Annotated in this window: 13 protein-coding genes; 8 read left to right on the top strand and 5 right to left on the bottom strand. The window is 69.6% G+C overall.

Features of this window, described 5'->3' with window-relative positions; genetic code table 11:
- Window positions 1-97 precede the first annotated feature (97 nt).
- On the bottom strand, window positions 98-565 hold the full coding sequence (locus tag ACGFMK_RS02375; protein WP_392757206.1) for a DUF1579 family protein: 468 nt from the start codon (window positions 563-565) through the stop codon (window positions 98-100).
- 49 nt (window positions 566-614) lie between these two features.
- Here ACGFMK_RS02375 and ACGFMK_RS02370 point away from each other — a divergent pair, with 49 nt between their 5' ends.
- Entirely contained in the window at window positions 615-1,058 is a 444-nt protein-coding gene (locus ACGFMK_RS02370; RefSeq protein ID WP_392757203.1) for a MarR family winged helix-turn-helix transcriptional regulator, read from the top strand.
- A gap of 501 nt (window positions 1,059-1,559) precedes the next feature.
- Here the strand turns inward: ACGFMK_RS02370 and ACGFMK_RS02365 are convergent.
- Window positions 1,560-2,129, bottom strand: coding sequence for a TetR/AcrR family transcriptional regulator (locus ACGFMK_RS02365; protein ID WP_328612778.1), 570 nt, complete (start codon window positions 2,127-2,129; stop codon window positions 1,560-1,562).
- 93 nt (window positions 2,130-2,222) lie between these two features.
- Between ACGFMK_RS02365 and ACGFMK_RS02360 the strand changes: the two genes are divergently transcribed.
- From ACGFMK_RS02360 to ACGFMK_RS02330, 7 genes are all read left to right on the top strand, one after another.
- The gene (locus tag ACGFMK_RS02360) at window positions 2,223-4,649 is read left to right on the top strand and encodes a glycoside hydrolase family 3 C-terminal domain-containing protein (protein ID WP_392757200.1); all 2,427 of its coding nucleotides are present in this window, start codon (window positions 2,223-2,225) and stop codon (window positions 4,647-4,649) included.
- 155 nt (window positions 4,650-4,804) lie between these two features.
- Window positions 4,805-5,695: a GNAT family N-acetyltransferase gene (locus ACGFMK_RS02355; RefSeq protein WP_392757196.1), complete on the top strand. Its 891-nt coding sequence runs from the start codon at window positions 4,805-4,807 to the stop codon at window positions 5,693-5,695.
- Window positions 5,696-5,781: 86 nt separating this feature from the next.
- The gene (locus ACGFMK_RS02350) at window positions 5,782-6,219 is read left to right on the top strand and encodes a hypothetical protein (RefSeq protein WP_392757189.1); all 438 of its coding nucleotides are present in this window, start codon (window positions 5,782-5,784) and stop codon (window positions 6,217-6,219) included.
- 31 nt (window positions 6,220-6,250) lie between these two features.
- Window positions 6,251-7,870: a 2,3-epoxybenzoyl-CoA dihydrolase gene (gene boxC, locus ACGFMK_RS02345; RefSeq protein WP_392757187.1), complete on the top strand. Its 1,620-nt coding sequence runs from the start codon at window positions 6,251-6,253 to the stop codon at window positions 7,868-7,870.
- 5 nt (window positions 7,871-7,875) lie between these two features.
- Window positions 7,876-9,297: a benzoyl-CoA 2,3-epoxidase subunit BoxB gene (boxB, locus tag ACGFMK_RS02340; RefSeq protein WP_392757184.1), complete on the top strand. Its 1,422-nt coding sequence runs from the start codon at window positions 7,876-7,878 to the stop codon at window positions 9,295-9,297.
- A gap of 9 nt (window positions 9,298-9,306) precedes the next feature.
- On the top strand, window positions 9,307-10,851 hold the full coding sequence (locus tag ACGFMK_RS02335; protein WP_392757180.1) for a benzoate-CoA ligase family protein: 1,545 nt from the start codon (window positions 9,307-9,309) through the stop codon (window positions 10,849-10,851).
- Window positions 10,848-11,702, top strand: a complete 855-nt coding sequence (locus ACGFMK_RS02330) for an amidohydrolase family protein (protein ID WP_392757174.1) — start codon at window positions 10,848-10,850, stop codon at window positions 11,700-11,702. Before ACGFMK_RS02335 ends, ACGFMK_RS02330 begins: the two co-directional genes overlap by 4 nt.
- 390 nt (window positions 11,703-12,092) lie before the next feature.
- On the opposite strand, the gene ACGFMK_RS02325 is transcribed toward ACGFMK_RS02330, so the two are convergent.
- From ACGFMK_RS02325 to ACGFMK_RS02315, 3 genes are all read right to left on the bottom strand, one after another.
- Window positions 12,093-12,473: a VOC family protein gene (locus ACGFMK_RS02325; RefSeq protein WP_392757171.1), complete on the bottom strand. Its 381-nt coding sequence runs from the start codon at window positions 12,471-12,473 to the stop codon at window positions 12,093-12,095.
- Window positions 12,474-12,575: 102 nt separating this feature from the next.
- Window positions 12,576-12,965, bottom strand: a complete 390-nt coding sequence (locus ACGFMK_RS02320; RefSeq protein WP_392757166.1) for a carboxymuconolactone decarboxylase family protein — start codon at window positions 12,963-12,965, stop codon at window positions 12,576-12,578.
- Window positions 12,965-13,711, bottom strand: coding sequence for a dienelactone hydrolase family protein (locus ACGFMK_RS02315; RefSeq protein WP_392757162.1), 747 nt, complete (start codon window positions 13,709-13,711; stop codon window positions 12,965-12,967). The genes ACGFMK_RS02320 and ACGFMK_RS02315 overlap by 1 nt, the downstream gene beginning before the upstream one ends.
- Window positions 13,712-13,738: the final 27 nt, after the last annotated feature.

Genomic DNA, 13,738 nt, shown 5'->3' with positions numbered 1-13,738 from the left:
TGTTGTTTAATTGACCCGCGGCCTTGCGGATGTGGTGGCAGAGACCGGAAACAGGTGACGTCCTCGTGTCAGGGGGGAGGGGCGTCGCCTGTTTCCACTACCCGTTCTTTCGGTGGTACCGGGCGCGCAGGAATGGGCTGAATTCGTCGTCGTCGCCCAGCTTCACGTCGATTTCGTGAGTCAGGGTGTCGCCGTCCGGGGTGAGCCGGTGCCGGGCCACCCCGCGGGCGGTCTTCTTGGCCAGGACGAGCGTCGCGCCGTCCCAGTCGCCGCGGGCGGGGGATTCGGGTGGGAAGCCGTAGCTGTCGAAGCCGTACCAGAGCGTTTCGCCGGTCTGTGGGTCGGCGGTGAAGATGTTGTGCCCCAGGAACTCCGTGCCGTCTTCGCGGCGCTGGCGGTACTGCTGGATCAGCGCGAAACCGTTGAGCGCCAGGCGGTATTCGCAGTCGGCGTGCGCGGTCGAGGCCGGCGCCCACGGCGACGCGGCGAGTTCTTCGGTGCCGGCCCAGTCGCCGGCGAAGGCCTGCAGGGCGTCGTGCGCGGGGCCGAGGGTGGGCATGTCCATGGTCGTCTCCAATTCGACAGGTGCCTGTCGATATGCGAGGCTAGCACGCATGCGGTCCGCCAGAGCTGAGACGTTCACCCGGGTGATCGACGCGGTCTTCGCCTGCAACGGCGGCTTCCTCGCCGCGGGCGACGCGCTGACGGCACCGGTCGGCCTGACGGCGGCGCAGTGGCAGGTGCTGGGCTTTCTGGAGGACGGAGCCGCAACGGCCGCGGAGGTCGCGCGGCGCCGGGGACTGCGTCGGCAGAGCGTGCAGGAGACGGTGAACCGCTTGCTGCGCAACGGAATGCTCGAACGGCTGCCGAACCCCGCCGATGCTCGGGCGCCGTTGTTGTCGCTGACGGCGCAGGCTCGGGAGGCGATGGGCGAGCTGGGGGCGGCGCAGGTGGCGTGGGCGGAGGAGCTGGCGGCGGAGGTGCCGGAGGGGGATTTGGAGGTGACGTTGCGGACCTTGCAGCGGTTGCGGGGGTTGGTGGCGCCGCCGCGAGCTTGAGGGTTGTCGGGTGGTGGTGGGGGTGTGGCTCGGTCGGCTGGGCGGGTAGCGCGGTGGCTGCGGTGAGGGCTGCCGAGGTGGCTGAGGTGGCGGGCGTCGCGGCGTGGCGTGCGATGGTGGCGGAGGTGCTGGAGGGGGATTTGGAGGTGACGTTGCGGGCCTTGCGGCGGTTGCGGGGGTTGGTGGCGCCGCTGCGGTTGTGAGGGGTTGGTCGGGCTGCGCGGGGGGTGTGGCTCGGGTGGGGAGTGCGACGGCGCGGTGGCTGGGGCGTGGCGGGTGTCGCGGCGCGGTGTGAGATGGCGTGCGGCCGGGGGCGCTGAGGGGTCGGCCGGGCGAGCCGCGCTTGGTCGGGCTGTGTCGGCGCCGTCTTGGGCCGGTTCTGTTGTTGGCGCGGGGGCAGCGTCCAGTGTGGCGTTGGTGCGCTCGATGCACCGAACGCCACATTGGGTGCGTTGGACGCACCCAACGCCACATTGGGGCGTAAGAGGCCGGGCGAGGGGGCTAGTCCGGTTTGATGCCCAGCAAGGTCAGGAACGTGCGGAAGCCTGCTGACATGTCGACTTGCTCCGGGTCCAGTAGCCACTGCAGTTGCAGGCCGTCCAGGACGGCGATGGCCAAGGGCGCCAGTTGTTCCGGTGTGGAGCCCGGCGGTAGCTCGTCGCGGTGGCGTTCGAGCATCTCCGTCATTCCCGCGCGTACCCGGGCGTAGCGGTCGTGGAAGTAGGACCTTGCCGGGTGGTCGTCCGTCACGCTGTCGGCCGCCAGGACCGTGTACGTCTGGACTATGCCCTTGCGGGTTGCGTTGTAGTCGACCAGGTCCGCCAGCTGGTTGACCGTCATCGCCGACGAATCGCGGCCGAAGTGCAGCAGGTCCCACTCGTCTCGGGTTTCCAGGACCGCCGTGAGCAGGTCTTCCTTTGTCGGGAAGTAGTGCATCAGGCCCTGCTGGGTCAGGCCCACCCGGTCGGCCACCGCTGCCAGGGACGTGCCCCGGTAGCCGCGCTCGGCTATCACGTCGAAGGCGGCACGGACGATGCTCGTGCGGCGGTCGGCGCCCCTGGCCCGGGTCATGATCCCGAGCCTACGGGACAAGCCGTCACGGAAGGGTAACGTTCACTACTTCGCGCCAGGTAGGCTGACGGCAGGACCTCCGGAAGGGGCAGCATGAGCTTCGACGTCGACGCGCTGCTGGACAAGCTCGACCTGGACGCCAAGGTGCGCCTGCTCGCCGGTCAGGACGTCTGGACCCTGCCCGCCCGGCCGGAGATCGGGCTCTCCTCCCTCGTGCTCTCCGACGGCCCGGTCGGCGTGCGCGGGGTGCGGTGGAGCCCGGACGACCCGTCCGTCACCCTGCCCAGCCCGACGGCGCTCGCCGCCGCCTGGGATCCGCGCCTGGCCGTGCGGGCCGGGCGGCTGCTCGCGCAGGAGGCCCGCCGCAAGGGGGTGCACGTGCTCCTCGCGCCCACGGTCAACCTCCAGCGCTCACCGCTCGGCGGCCGCCACTTCGAGTGCTACTCCGAAGATCCCCTCCTCACCGGGATGATCGGCGCCGGCTATGTGACCGGCGTGCAGGACGGCGGAGTCGGGGTCACGGTCAAGCACTTCGTCGCCAACGACTTCGAGACCGAACGCTTCACCGCCGACGTCCACCTCGGTGAACGCGCGCTGCGCGAGCTCTACCTCGCACCGTTCGAACTCATCGTCCGGCGGGCGAAGCCGTGGGGGATCATGGCCGCCTACAACAGCGTCAACGGCACCACGATGACCCAGCACGCCGAACTGCTCAACGGCGTGCTGCGCGACGAGTGGGGCTTCGACGGCTTCGTCGTCTCCGACTGGCTGGCCGCGCGCGACACCGTCGCCTCGGCGAACGGCGGGCTCGACGTCGCGATGCCCGGCCCGCGCACGGTGTTCGGCGACCAGCTCGCGGAAGCCGTGCGTGGCGGCGAGGTCGACCCGGACGTCGTCGACGACATGGTCCGCCGCGTGCTCCTCCTGGCTCACCGGACCGGCGCGCTCGAGGGCGGAACACCCCCCGAGAAATCCACTATGGACGGTGACGCGGTCGCGCGCGAGATCGCGCACCGGTCTTTCGTGTTGCTCAGCAACCAGATCGGCCTGCTCCCGCTCGAGCAGCCGCCCAGCATCGCCCTGATCGGCGCGCTCGCCGCGGACCCCAAGATCCTCGGTGGTGGCAGCGCCACCGTGTTCCCCGACCACGTCGTCTCCCCTCTCGACGGCCTCCGCAAGGCCCTTCCCGCGGGCACCGAACTCACTTACGCCATCGGTGCCGATCCGCGAACGACGCTACCGCCGGCCACCGACAATTTCCGGCTCCGAGCCACCGCGAAAGCCGCGGATGGCACCCGATTGGCTGAATTTCCGTTGCGAGAGGCGAGAATCGACTGGATCGGCGAGCTGCCGGCCGGCCTCGACGTGGCCACGCTCGCGAGCGTCGAGATCGAGGGCACGTTCCTCCCGGAGACCACCGGCACGCACACCTTCGGCCTCACCGGCCCCGGCGACCTCCGCCTCGTCGTCGCCGGGCAGACCCTCTTCGACGGCGTCAACCTGCCCGAAGGCGGTGACGTCTTCACCTCGATCATGCAGGTCATCGAGCAGCGGCGGGACGTCGAGCTCACCGCGGGCGAGCCGGTCGACGTCAGCCTGACCTATTGGATCCCGTCGGAGATGGCGGAGTTCGCGCGCGGCACCTTCGCCTGGGTGACCTTCGCGCTCGGGCACCGCGGCCCGGTGCCCGACCCGGACGCCGCGCTCGACGAAGCCGTTGCGCTGGCCGGGAAATCCGAGGTCGCCGTGGTCGTGGTCGGCACCACCGCCGAGGTCGAGAGCGAGGGTTTCGACCGGACTTCCCTGGCGTTGCCCGGACGTCAGGACGAACTCGTCCGGCGGGTCGCGGAGGCCAACCCGAACACCGTGGTCGTGGTCAACGCCGGCTCGCCGGTCGAGCTGCCGTGGCGGGACGACGTCGCCGCGGTGCTGCTCACCTGGTTCCCCGGCCAGGCCGGCGGCGACGCGCTCGCCGACGTCCTCTTCGGACACGAAGAGCCGGGCGGCCGTCTCCCGACGACCTGGCCGGCGAAGCTCGAAGACGCGCCCGTCACCCGCGTGACCCCCGAGGAAGGCGTGCTGCCGTACGACGAAGGCGTCTACATCGGCTACAGCGCCTGGGCCCGCACCGACCGGCGGCCCGCCTACTGGTTCGGTCACGGCCACGGCTACACGACCTGGGTGTACGACGAGCTCGACGTCTTCCCCGACGACGAAGGCGGTGCGAAGGTGCGAGTCCGCGTGCGCAACACGGGCAAGCGCAGGGGCCGCGAAGTCGTCCAGCTCTACCTGGTCCCGACCGAACGCGGTGACCGCCCGCACCGCTGGCTGGCCGGGTTCGCGAGCGTCGAGGCGGGCCCGGGTGAGGTGGTGGACGCCGAGGTCACCATCGCGCCGCGCTCGGTTTCGGTCTGGCGGGACGGCTGGCGGCACATCGCCGGCGAGTACGTCCTCGAGGCTTCGCACTCCTACGCCGAGCCGCGGCTGAGCACGCGGACCGTGCTCCAGAAAATCCGTTGACGCGCCGGGCGGGCGGCCCGTAGCTTCACCCGCGCACCCTTGACCGGCGAAAGGAGGTGGGTCCGATGATCACGCAACCGATCACGCGCTCCCACCTCGCCTCGAGGGTGCCCATTTCGTAAGCCGGGAGCGCGTGCTTTCCCGGAAGGACTTCCATGACCGATCTGGTCGTGCGCCCGCTCGAAGCGGGCGAAGAATCACTGTTCACCTCCCTGCCCGACCGCGGTCTCGTGGGCCGCTCGCTGCTCGGCAAGGACTACCGCGAAGCCGACTACCAGCCGGGTCGGACGTGGGTCGCCCTGCGCGACGACGTCGTCGTGGCGCGGGCCGCCTGGTGGTCGGGGCCGGACGACGAAGAGCCGATCGCGCTCGACTGGTTCGACTTCACCGACTTCGACGCCGCCGTGCACCTGCTGACCCGGGCGCCGTTCCGGGTGGAGTACTCGCTGACCACGCCGCCCGCGTGGCAGGACGACCCGGACGTCGCGCACGAGGTGAACGTCCGCGTCGAAGCGGCCGAGAAGGCGGGCTACCGCAAGCTCGTCGAGCGCTACCGGTACAGCTGGACGGCGGAGAACGGCCTGCCGGAGCGGCCGGGACGCCTCGAGTTCCGGCCGGAGCCGGACGACGACGTCGTCCTGGGCGTCTTCCGCAGGGTCAACGCCGACAGCCTCGACGCGCACGTCCGGCGGACGGTGGCCGAGCACGGTGTCGAAGCGGCTGCGCAGGAGGACCTCGACATCATGCGGTGGATGCCCGCACCGCGTGAATGGTGGCGGCTCGCGTACACGCGCGAAGGCGCCTTGGCCGGCCTCGCGTTGCCGAGCCGCAACTACCACGACCCGGTGATCGGCTACATCGCCGTGGTGCCGGAGCAGCGGGGGCACAGCTACGCGTACGACCTGCTGGTCGAGGCCACGCACGACCTCGTCGCGTACGGCGCCGACCGGATCGTCGCGGCCACCGACGTGCCGAACGTGCCGATGGCGAAGGCCTTCGCGAAGGCGGGTTACCCGGTGACGCAGCACCGGATCGATCTGGTCTGAACGGCGCGGCGGCCGTGTCTTGCCCGGCACGGCCGCCGCGCGGTACCGTCGCTAGAGCGATCTATCTAGTCGACTGGGGGACCGTGATGGACGTTCTGCAGGACAAGGGGCTGGCACCGCTCCGCGTGATCCTCGGCTTTTCGCTGCTCAGCACCACGCTGCACTACGCGCACAACACGATCCGGGTCGCGGACTACCCGCAGCTGCCCGGCGTCCCCGCGGTGGTGGCGGGGGTCGTCGTCGCGTTCGGCTGGGTGCTCTTCACGGCGTTCGGTTTCTTCGGCTACCGCGCGTACACCCAGGGGTGCTATCCGCGGGCGCTGGCGTTCCTGGTGGTCTACTCGCTGGCCGGGATGATCACCCTGGGTCACTTCCTGACCGGGGTGCCGCAGATCCCCGGGTTCTGGTTCGCGACGATCTTCACCGACGCCGCGGCCGGAATCGCACTCTGGGTGTTCCTCATCTGGGCGTGGACCACGCTCAACCGGGTGATAGTGCGAGATCAAGTTTCTACACAACGTTGACGTTCGCAGATTTCGTGTAGACAATCGGTCGGTGACCACCACCACACCGGTGACCTTCGACCGCCGTCCGGACGAGTACCGCCACTGGCGGCTCAGCTTCGATGGGGAGGTGGCCTGGCTCGAGCTGGACGTCGACGAGCAGGGCGGGCTGGTCCCGGGCTACGAGCTCAAGCTCAACTCCTACGACCTGGGTGTCGACATCGAGCTGTACGACGCCACCCAGCGGCTGCGGTTCGAGCACCCCGAGGTCCGCGTGGTCGTCGTGACCAGCGCGAAGGACAAGGTCTTCTGCGCCGGCGCGAACATCCGGATGCTGGCCGCGTCCGAGCACACCTGGAAGGTGAACTTCTGCAAGTTCACCAACGAGACCCGCAACGGCATGGAGGACGCGACCGAGCACTCCGGCCAGACCTACGTCGCCGCGGTCAACGGCACCTGCGCCGGCGGTGGTTACGAGATTGCCCTGGCCTGCGAAAAGATCCTGCTGATCGACGACAACTCCTCGACCGTCGCGCTGCCGGAGGTGCCGCTGCTGGGTGTGCTGCCCGGCACCGGCGGGCTGACCCGGGTGGTCGACAAGCGGCGCGTCCGGCGCGACCTCGCCGACGTCTTCGCGACGCGCTCCGACGGCGTGAAGGGGAAGACGGCCGTCGACTGGCGCCTGGTCGACGAGCTGGTCCCGCGTCAGGGGTTCCGCGAGACCGTGGCGCAGCGGGCCCGGGAGATCGCGCAGGAATCCGGCCGCACGGGTGAGGGTGGCGTCGAGCTGACCCCGCTCGAACACCGGTACGTCGATGTCGAAGTCGAAAAGGACCAGGCCACCATCACGATCAAGGGGCCCGAGAACGATCCCGGTGACCTGCACGAAGAGGGCGCGGGTGGCTGGTTCCTCGCGATGACCCGCGAGCTGGACGACGCCATCCTGCGGCTGCGCACCAACGAGGTCGAAGCCGGCACGTGGATCCTGCGGACCCAGGGCGACCCGGAGAAGGTGCTCGCGCACGAGCAGGCCGTCCTCGGCGGGAAGGACTGGCTGGCCAACGAGATCACGCACTACTTCAAGCGCACGCTCAAGCGCCTCGACGTCACCAGCCGCAGCCTGATCGCGCTCATCGAGCCCGGCAGCTGCTTCGCCGGCGCCCTGCTGGAGATCGCGCTGGCCGCGGACCGGCAGTACCTGCGCGACGGGCCGCCGATCGACGACGAAGATTCTGACGAGCGCGCGACGATCCGGCTGTCCGAAGCCAACTTCGGCGCGTTCCCGATGGGCAACGGCCTGACCCGCCTGCAGACGCGCTTCTACGGCGACGACGACCACCTCGCGTGGCTCGCGCGCGAAAAGAACCACGAGCTCAGCGCCGCGGAAGCCGTCGAGCTCGGCCTGGTCACCGACGCGCCGGACGACCTCGACTGGGAGGACGAGATCCGGATCGCGCTCGAAGGCCGCGCGTCGCTCAGCCCGGACGCGCTCACCGGCATGGAGGCCAACCACCGGTTCGTCGGCCCGGAGACCATCGAGACCAAGATCTTCGGCCGCTTGGCGGCTTGGCAGAACTGGATTTTCACCCGCCCGAACGCATCCGGTCCGGAAGGCGCGCTGCGCCGATACGGTACTGGTCAGAAGGCCGTCTTCGACAGGAAGCGGGTCTAGCGCCCATGCCCGAGAAAATCGACTACGACGCCAAGATCCCCAACAACGTCAGCCTCGCCGATGATCGGCGGCTGCAGCGCGCGCTGGAGGGCTGGCAGCCGAAGTTCATGCACTGGTGGGGCGAGATGGGCCCGACGCTCGAGACCCAGGGCGTCTACCTGCGGACCGCGATCAGCGTGGGCCGCGAGGGCTGGGCGCACTTCGACCACGTGAACGTGCCGGACTACCGCTGGGGCATCTTCCTGGCCGAGCGCGACCCCGACCGGCGGATCTCCTTCGGCGAGCACAAGGGCGAGCCCGTGTGGCAGCAGGTGCCCGGCGAGTACCGCGCCGACCTGCAGCGGCTGATCGTCATCCAGGGCGACACCGAACCGGCGTCCGTCGAGCAGCAGAAGCTCCTCGGGCTCACCGCGCCGAGCCTCTACGACCTGCGGAACCTGTTCCAGGTCAACGTCGAAGAGGGCCGCCACCTGTGGGCGATGGTTTACCTGTTGCACGCGTACTTCGGCCGCGAAGGCCGTGACGAGGCCGAAGGGCTGTTGCTGCGCAACTCCGGCAGCCCGGACGCGCCGCGCATCCTCGGCGCGTTCAACGAGGAGACGGCCGACTGGCTGGCCTTCTACATGTTCACCTACTTCACCGACCGCGACGGGAAGTACCAGCTCGGCACGCTCAAGGAGAGCTCCTTCGACCCGCTCTCGCGCACCTGCGAGTTCATGCTGAAGGAGGAGGCGCACCACATGTTCGTCGGCACCACCGGCGTCGACCGCGTGGTCATGCGCAGCGCCGAGCTGATCCGCGAGCACGACACGCGCGACATCGGGCCGCACGGCGGCATCCCGCTGGAGCTGATCCAGCGCTACATCAACTTCCACTACACCGTTTCGCTCGACCTGTTCGGCAGCGAGACGTCGACGAACGCGGCGAACTACTACACCGCCGGGCTCAAGGGCCGCTGGCAGGAGACCCGCCGCAAGGACGACCACAAGCTCACCGAGGACGCCCGCACGCTGGACAAACCGGCCGGCGACGGCACGTGGACGTCCGAGGAGCTGCAGGCGATCCTGCTGCTGAACCTCGACCTGCGCAGGGAGTACACGGCGGACTGCGAGACCGGTGTCAAGCGCTGGAACAAGATCCTCACCGAGGCCGGCATCGACTTCACGTTCCGGTTGCCGCACCCTGGTTTCAACCGGGAAGTGGGCATAAACTCCGGCCACCACGTCACTCCCGACGGGACGATCGTCGACGAGGCGACGTGGCTGGCCGGCAAGAACAAGTGGCTGCCCACGACCGAGGACCTCGCGTTCGTCCGCTCGCTCATGCACCCGGTGTACGAGCGGGGGAAGATCGCGAGCTGGGTGGCGCCGCCGCGGCAGGGCATCAACGGGAAGCCCTTCGACTACGAGTACGTGTACCTCACGTAGGAGGCCTGGGTGGCGACAGGGTTCAACGCGGCCGAGTACCTGCTCTCGGCCGGGCAGCCGGACACGACGGCGGTCGTGTCGCCCCGGCGCTCGCTCACTTACGCCGAGCTGGCGGCGGAGTCCCGCCGGGTCGCGGCCGGGCTCACCGAGCTGGGGGTGCGTCCCGAAGAGCGGGTCATGTTCTGCATGGTCGACGACGTCGAGCTGCTCACCGGCATCCTCGGCGCGATGCTCGCGGGCGCGGTGGCGGTGCCGGTCTCGACCATGGTCACCGGCCTGGAGCTGGGCAAGATGCTCGCCGACTCGCGGGCGCGGCTGCTGTGCGTCTCGGGTGAGTTCGCCGAGCAGGCCGTGACCGCGGTCAGCCTCGCCCCCGAGGTCACCGACGTCCTGCTCGACCGCGCCGAAGCGAGCGGGTTCGGCGTCCGGACGCACAAGTGGTCCGAGCTGGGCGGGACGTTCCGAAGTGGACAGACGTGGGCGGACTCGCCCGCGTTGTGGCTGTACACGTCGGGGACGACGGGCCAGCCGAAGGGCGCGATGCACCGGCACGCGAGCATCCGCGCGGTCTGCGAGACCTACGGCCGTGACGTGCTGGGCACCGTCGCGACCGACCGGTTCCTGTCCGTGCCGAAGCTCTTCTTCGCCTACGGACTGGGAAACTCGGCCTTCTTCCCGCTCGCCGCGGGCGGGACGACGCTGCTGGAACCGTCCCGGCCGACCCCGGCGTTGTTCGCCCGACGGGCCCGCGAAGAAGCGCCGACGTTGTTCTTCGCTGTGCCGACGTTCTACGCGGCGCTGCTCGCCAGCGACGTCCCGGACGACTCGTTCGCCTCGGTCCGGTACGCCGTTTCGGCCGGCGAGCCGCTGCCCGCGTCCCTGTTCGAGCGGTTCCGCACGCGCTTCGGCCTGGAGATCCTCGACGGCATCGGGTCCACCGAGGCGCTGCACATCTTCCTGTCGAACAAGCCCGGCGCGGTGCGGCCGGGCAGCACCGGCGTCCCCGTGCCGGGGTACGCCGTGCAGATCCGTGACGAGGCCGGCGCGGTGATCGACGCTGTCGGCAAGCCCGGTGAGCTGTTCGTGTCCGGGCCCTCGACGGCGACCGGCTATTGGGCCCGCTACGACGCGACGAAGCTCGTGTTCCAGGGTGAGTGGCTGCGCACCGGCGACAGTTACGTGCTCAACGAGGACGGTACGTACAGCTGTCTCGGCCGCTTCGGGGACATGCTCAAGGCGGGCGGGATCTGGGTGTCACCGTCCGAAGTGGAGGAACGGCTGCGGATGCACCCGGCGGTGGCCGAGGTCGCGGTGGTCGCCGCGCCGGACGCCGACGGCCTCGACAAGCCCGTGGCGTGCGTGGTGGCCGCCCCCGGCGTTACGGTGGACGCGGAAGAGCTGATCGAGTTCTGCCGCGAAGGCCTCGCGGCGTTCAAGCGTCCCCGAGGGGTGGTCGAGCTGGCCGAGCTGCCGAAGACGGCGACCGGGAAGATCCGCCGCAACGTGATCCGCGAGCAGGTCCGCGACGTGCTGCGGGTGGTGCCGAGCCCGTGATCGACGGGCACTTCGTGGTCGACGCGCACGTGCACACCCCACGCCTGCCGACGCTCAAGCCCGCGTGGCTGCAGTGGGCGCACGACTTCGCCGGGACGTACCCGTGGCGTTCGGTGTACTCCGACGAAGGCGCCGTGATCCCCGCGGCGATGGACGACCTGATGGAGTCCGAGGGCGTCGACCGGGTCCTGCTGTTCTGCGAGTACAGCCCGCGGGCCACCGGGATCCAGCCCATCGAGGACAACCTGCCGCTGGTGGAGTACAACCCTGCGCGGTTCCGGCTGGTGGCGAACGTCAACCCGTACCTGCACCACCCGGCGGCGGCCGAGGTTTCCCGCCAACTGGATCTGGGCGCGGTGGCGTTGAAGATCCACCCGGTGCACGGCGCGTTCTCCCCGGCGGACAAGGAGCTGTACCCGGTTTACCAGCTGTGCCTCGAGCGCGGGGTGCCGGTGATCCTCCATTCGGGAACGTCGAGTTTTCCCGGCTCCCGCACCAGTTTCGGGAATCCCGAGCTGCTGTCCGACGTGGTCGAGGACTTCCCGGCGCTGCAGTTCGTGTTCGCCCACGGCGGCCGCGGCTGGTGGTACGACGTGGCGGCGTTCCTCGCGCTGGCCCGCGACAACGTCTGGCTCGACCTGGCGGGCCTGCCGCCGAAGAAGCTGCCGGAGTACTACCAGCGCTTCGACCTGGCCCGGCTGGCCGGCAAGTTCGTGTTCGGCACGGACTGGCCGGGGGTGCCGTCGGTGGCGAAGAACGTCCGGTCGCTGGCGGGGCTCGGGTGGCCCTCGGAGGTGTTGACCGGCGTGTTGTCGGGCAACGCGATCAAGCTGATGCCCTCATTCGCTTGATTGAGGCATTTCGCTGTTCGTTTTCCGACGAGACTCGGGCACTGATCCACTCGGCACACGAACACTGCGCCCAGACGAGATCGGCGCTCGCGTCCCAGTCGACTGTGATCGTGGGGGGCTTCTTGGGTTCCGAAAATGAGGCGATGTCAGGCAGTCTCACTCAGCAACGCCAGCGTCCTCAAAAGTGGCGCGGGCGTGTCAAAAACACGTGTCCTGTCAACAACCGCGTGAAAGCATCTTTGGTGCTGAGGTCGTTGCTCAGGCTCAGTCGGACGAGCGTGTTCCCCCAGGTCGAGAGGATTGGCTTCCCTCGCTTGACCACGGGGAGTGCCGGTGCGGCCACTTCGGCCCCGACCTGGGCCGCACCGGCGTCCCCATGGCCCCCAGACGTCAGCCCAGTACCTGGTGCATGCAGAGCACGTTGCCTTCGGTGTCGGTGAACCACGCCGCCCGCTCCGCGCCCAGGTCGGCGATGTGGCCGACCGTCTTCAGGCCCTCGACGTCGAAGTCCTGGAACCGGACACCGCGGCTTTCCAGGGCTGCCACCTCGGCGGGCAGGTCGGTGACCTCGAAGCTCAGCGCCGTGCTTTCGCTCTGCGCGCCGTCCGGCATCGGCCGCAGTCCGATCACGCCCGCGCCCGCCGCGAAGTAGCGGGTGCCGTCCTCGCTCGCGCCCGTCGGCTTCAGGCCGAGGGCGTCGGCGTAGAAGCGGCCGGCGCGGTCGCTGTCGGTCACCGGGAGCATCGTCGTGATGGTCGAATCGGTCAGCATCGGCTCATCGTGCGCCCGCCGGAGGGGCCCTGACCAGCACGTCTTTTTCAACGTGCGGAAAGGGGCCTCCCGCGCGGAGGGGACGCGCGGGAAGCCCCTGGCTCACTCGACGGGCAGCAGCCCGCGTTCGGCGAAGACGCCCTTGACGGTGAGCATCGCGTTGAACACGCGCGGGTTGCCCGCGAAGGCGAGCAGGTGGATCACGGTCTCGACGATCTCCGACGGCTTGAGGCCGACGTCGAGCGCCGCGTGGGTGTGGAACCGCAGCTGCCGCTCGGTGTCACCCAGCGTGACCAGGGCGGCGATGGTGACCAGCTGCCGCTGCGGCAGGTCGAGCCCGGGACGGGTGTAGAGGTCGCCGAAAGCGAACTCGCCGACGAGGGTCGCCAGGTCGGGCGCGACGTCGGCGAGCGGGCCGGTGATGTTGGCGATGTCGCCGCCCATCTCGGCGAGCCGCGCCGCGCCGCGCTCGAACCGCGCCGACCGCTCCATCAGGCCGGGACCTTCGCGCTGTGCGTCTCGATGAAGGTGATCATCCGGCTCCAGGCGTCGTCGCACGCCTCCTGCCACTCGTCGTAGGTCGCGTCGAAGAAGGAGTGCGGGGCGCCCTCGTAGACGTGCATGTCGTACGTCTTGCCGGCCGCGTCCAGGTTCTTGGCGAAGGTCTCGAACTCCTCCGGCGTCGTCGCGACGTCGGCGCCGGCGAGCAGCAGCAGGAGCGGCGCGGAGATGTCGTCGACGACGTCGTTGACCAGCTTCGGCAGGCCGTAGAACCCGATCACGCCGGTGACGCCGAGGTCACTCGCGGACAGCCGCCAGGACTGGCCGCCGCCGAAGCAGAAGCCGACCGTGAAGACCGGTCCGGTGTTGAACCGCGTGAGGTGCTCGGCGGCGGCCTTGACGTCGGCGGCGACCTCGTCCGGCTGCACCGAGGGCAGGTACTGCTTCCACTCGAACTCGTCGTCACGCACCCCGACACCCGCGGTGCGGCCGTAATAGTCGATGGCCGCGGTGGTGAACCCCGCCTGGGCGAAGCGGTTCGCCAGCGCCTGGTAGTAGGGGTGGGTGCCACGGATGTCCGGCAGGATGACGATGTTGACGCCGTTGGGCTCGGCCGGGATCGCGTGGAACGCGGAGAACACCGTGCCGTCCGCGGAGGTGAGCTCGAGCGCACCGTCCTGGGCGACCTCGCCGGGGTTCGCCAGAGCGGGCGGGCGGCTGTCCGTGCTGTGACACATCTTGTGTCCACCTTTCGGGTTCCGGTT

Origin of the sequence: Amycolatopsis sp. NPDC049252 (genome assembly GCF_043197175.1) — a bacterium.
Taxonomy (GTDB): domain Bacteria; phylum Actinomycetota; class Actinomycetes; order Mycobacteriales; family Pseudonocardiaceae; genus Amycolatopsis.
The sequence above is the reverse complement of the archived record's forward strand: the minus strand, read 5'-3'. Positions and strand labels throughout refer to the sequence as shown.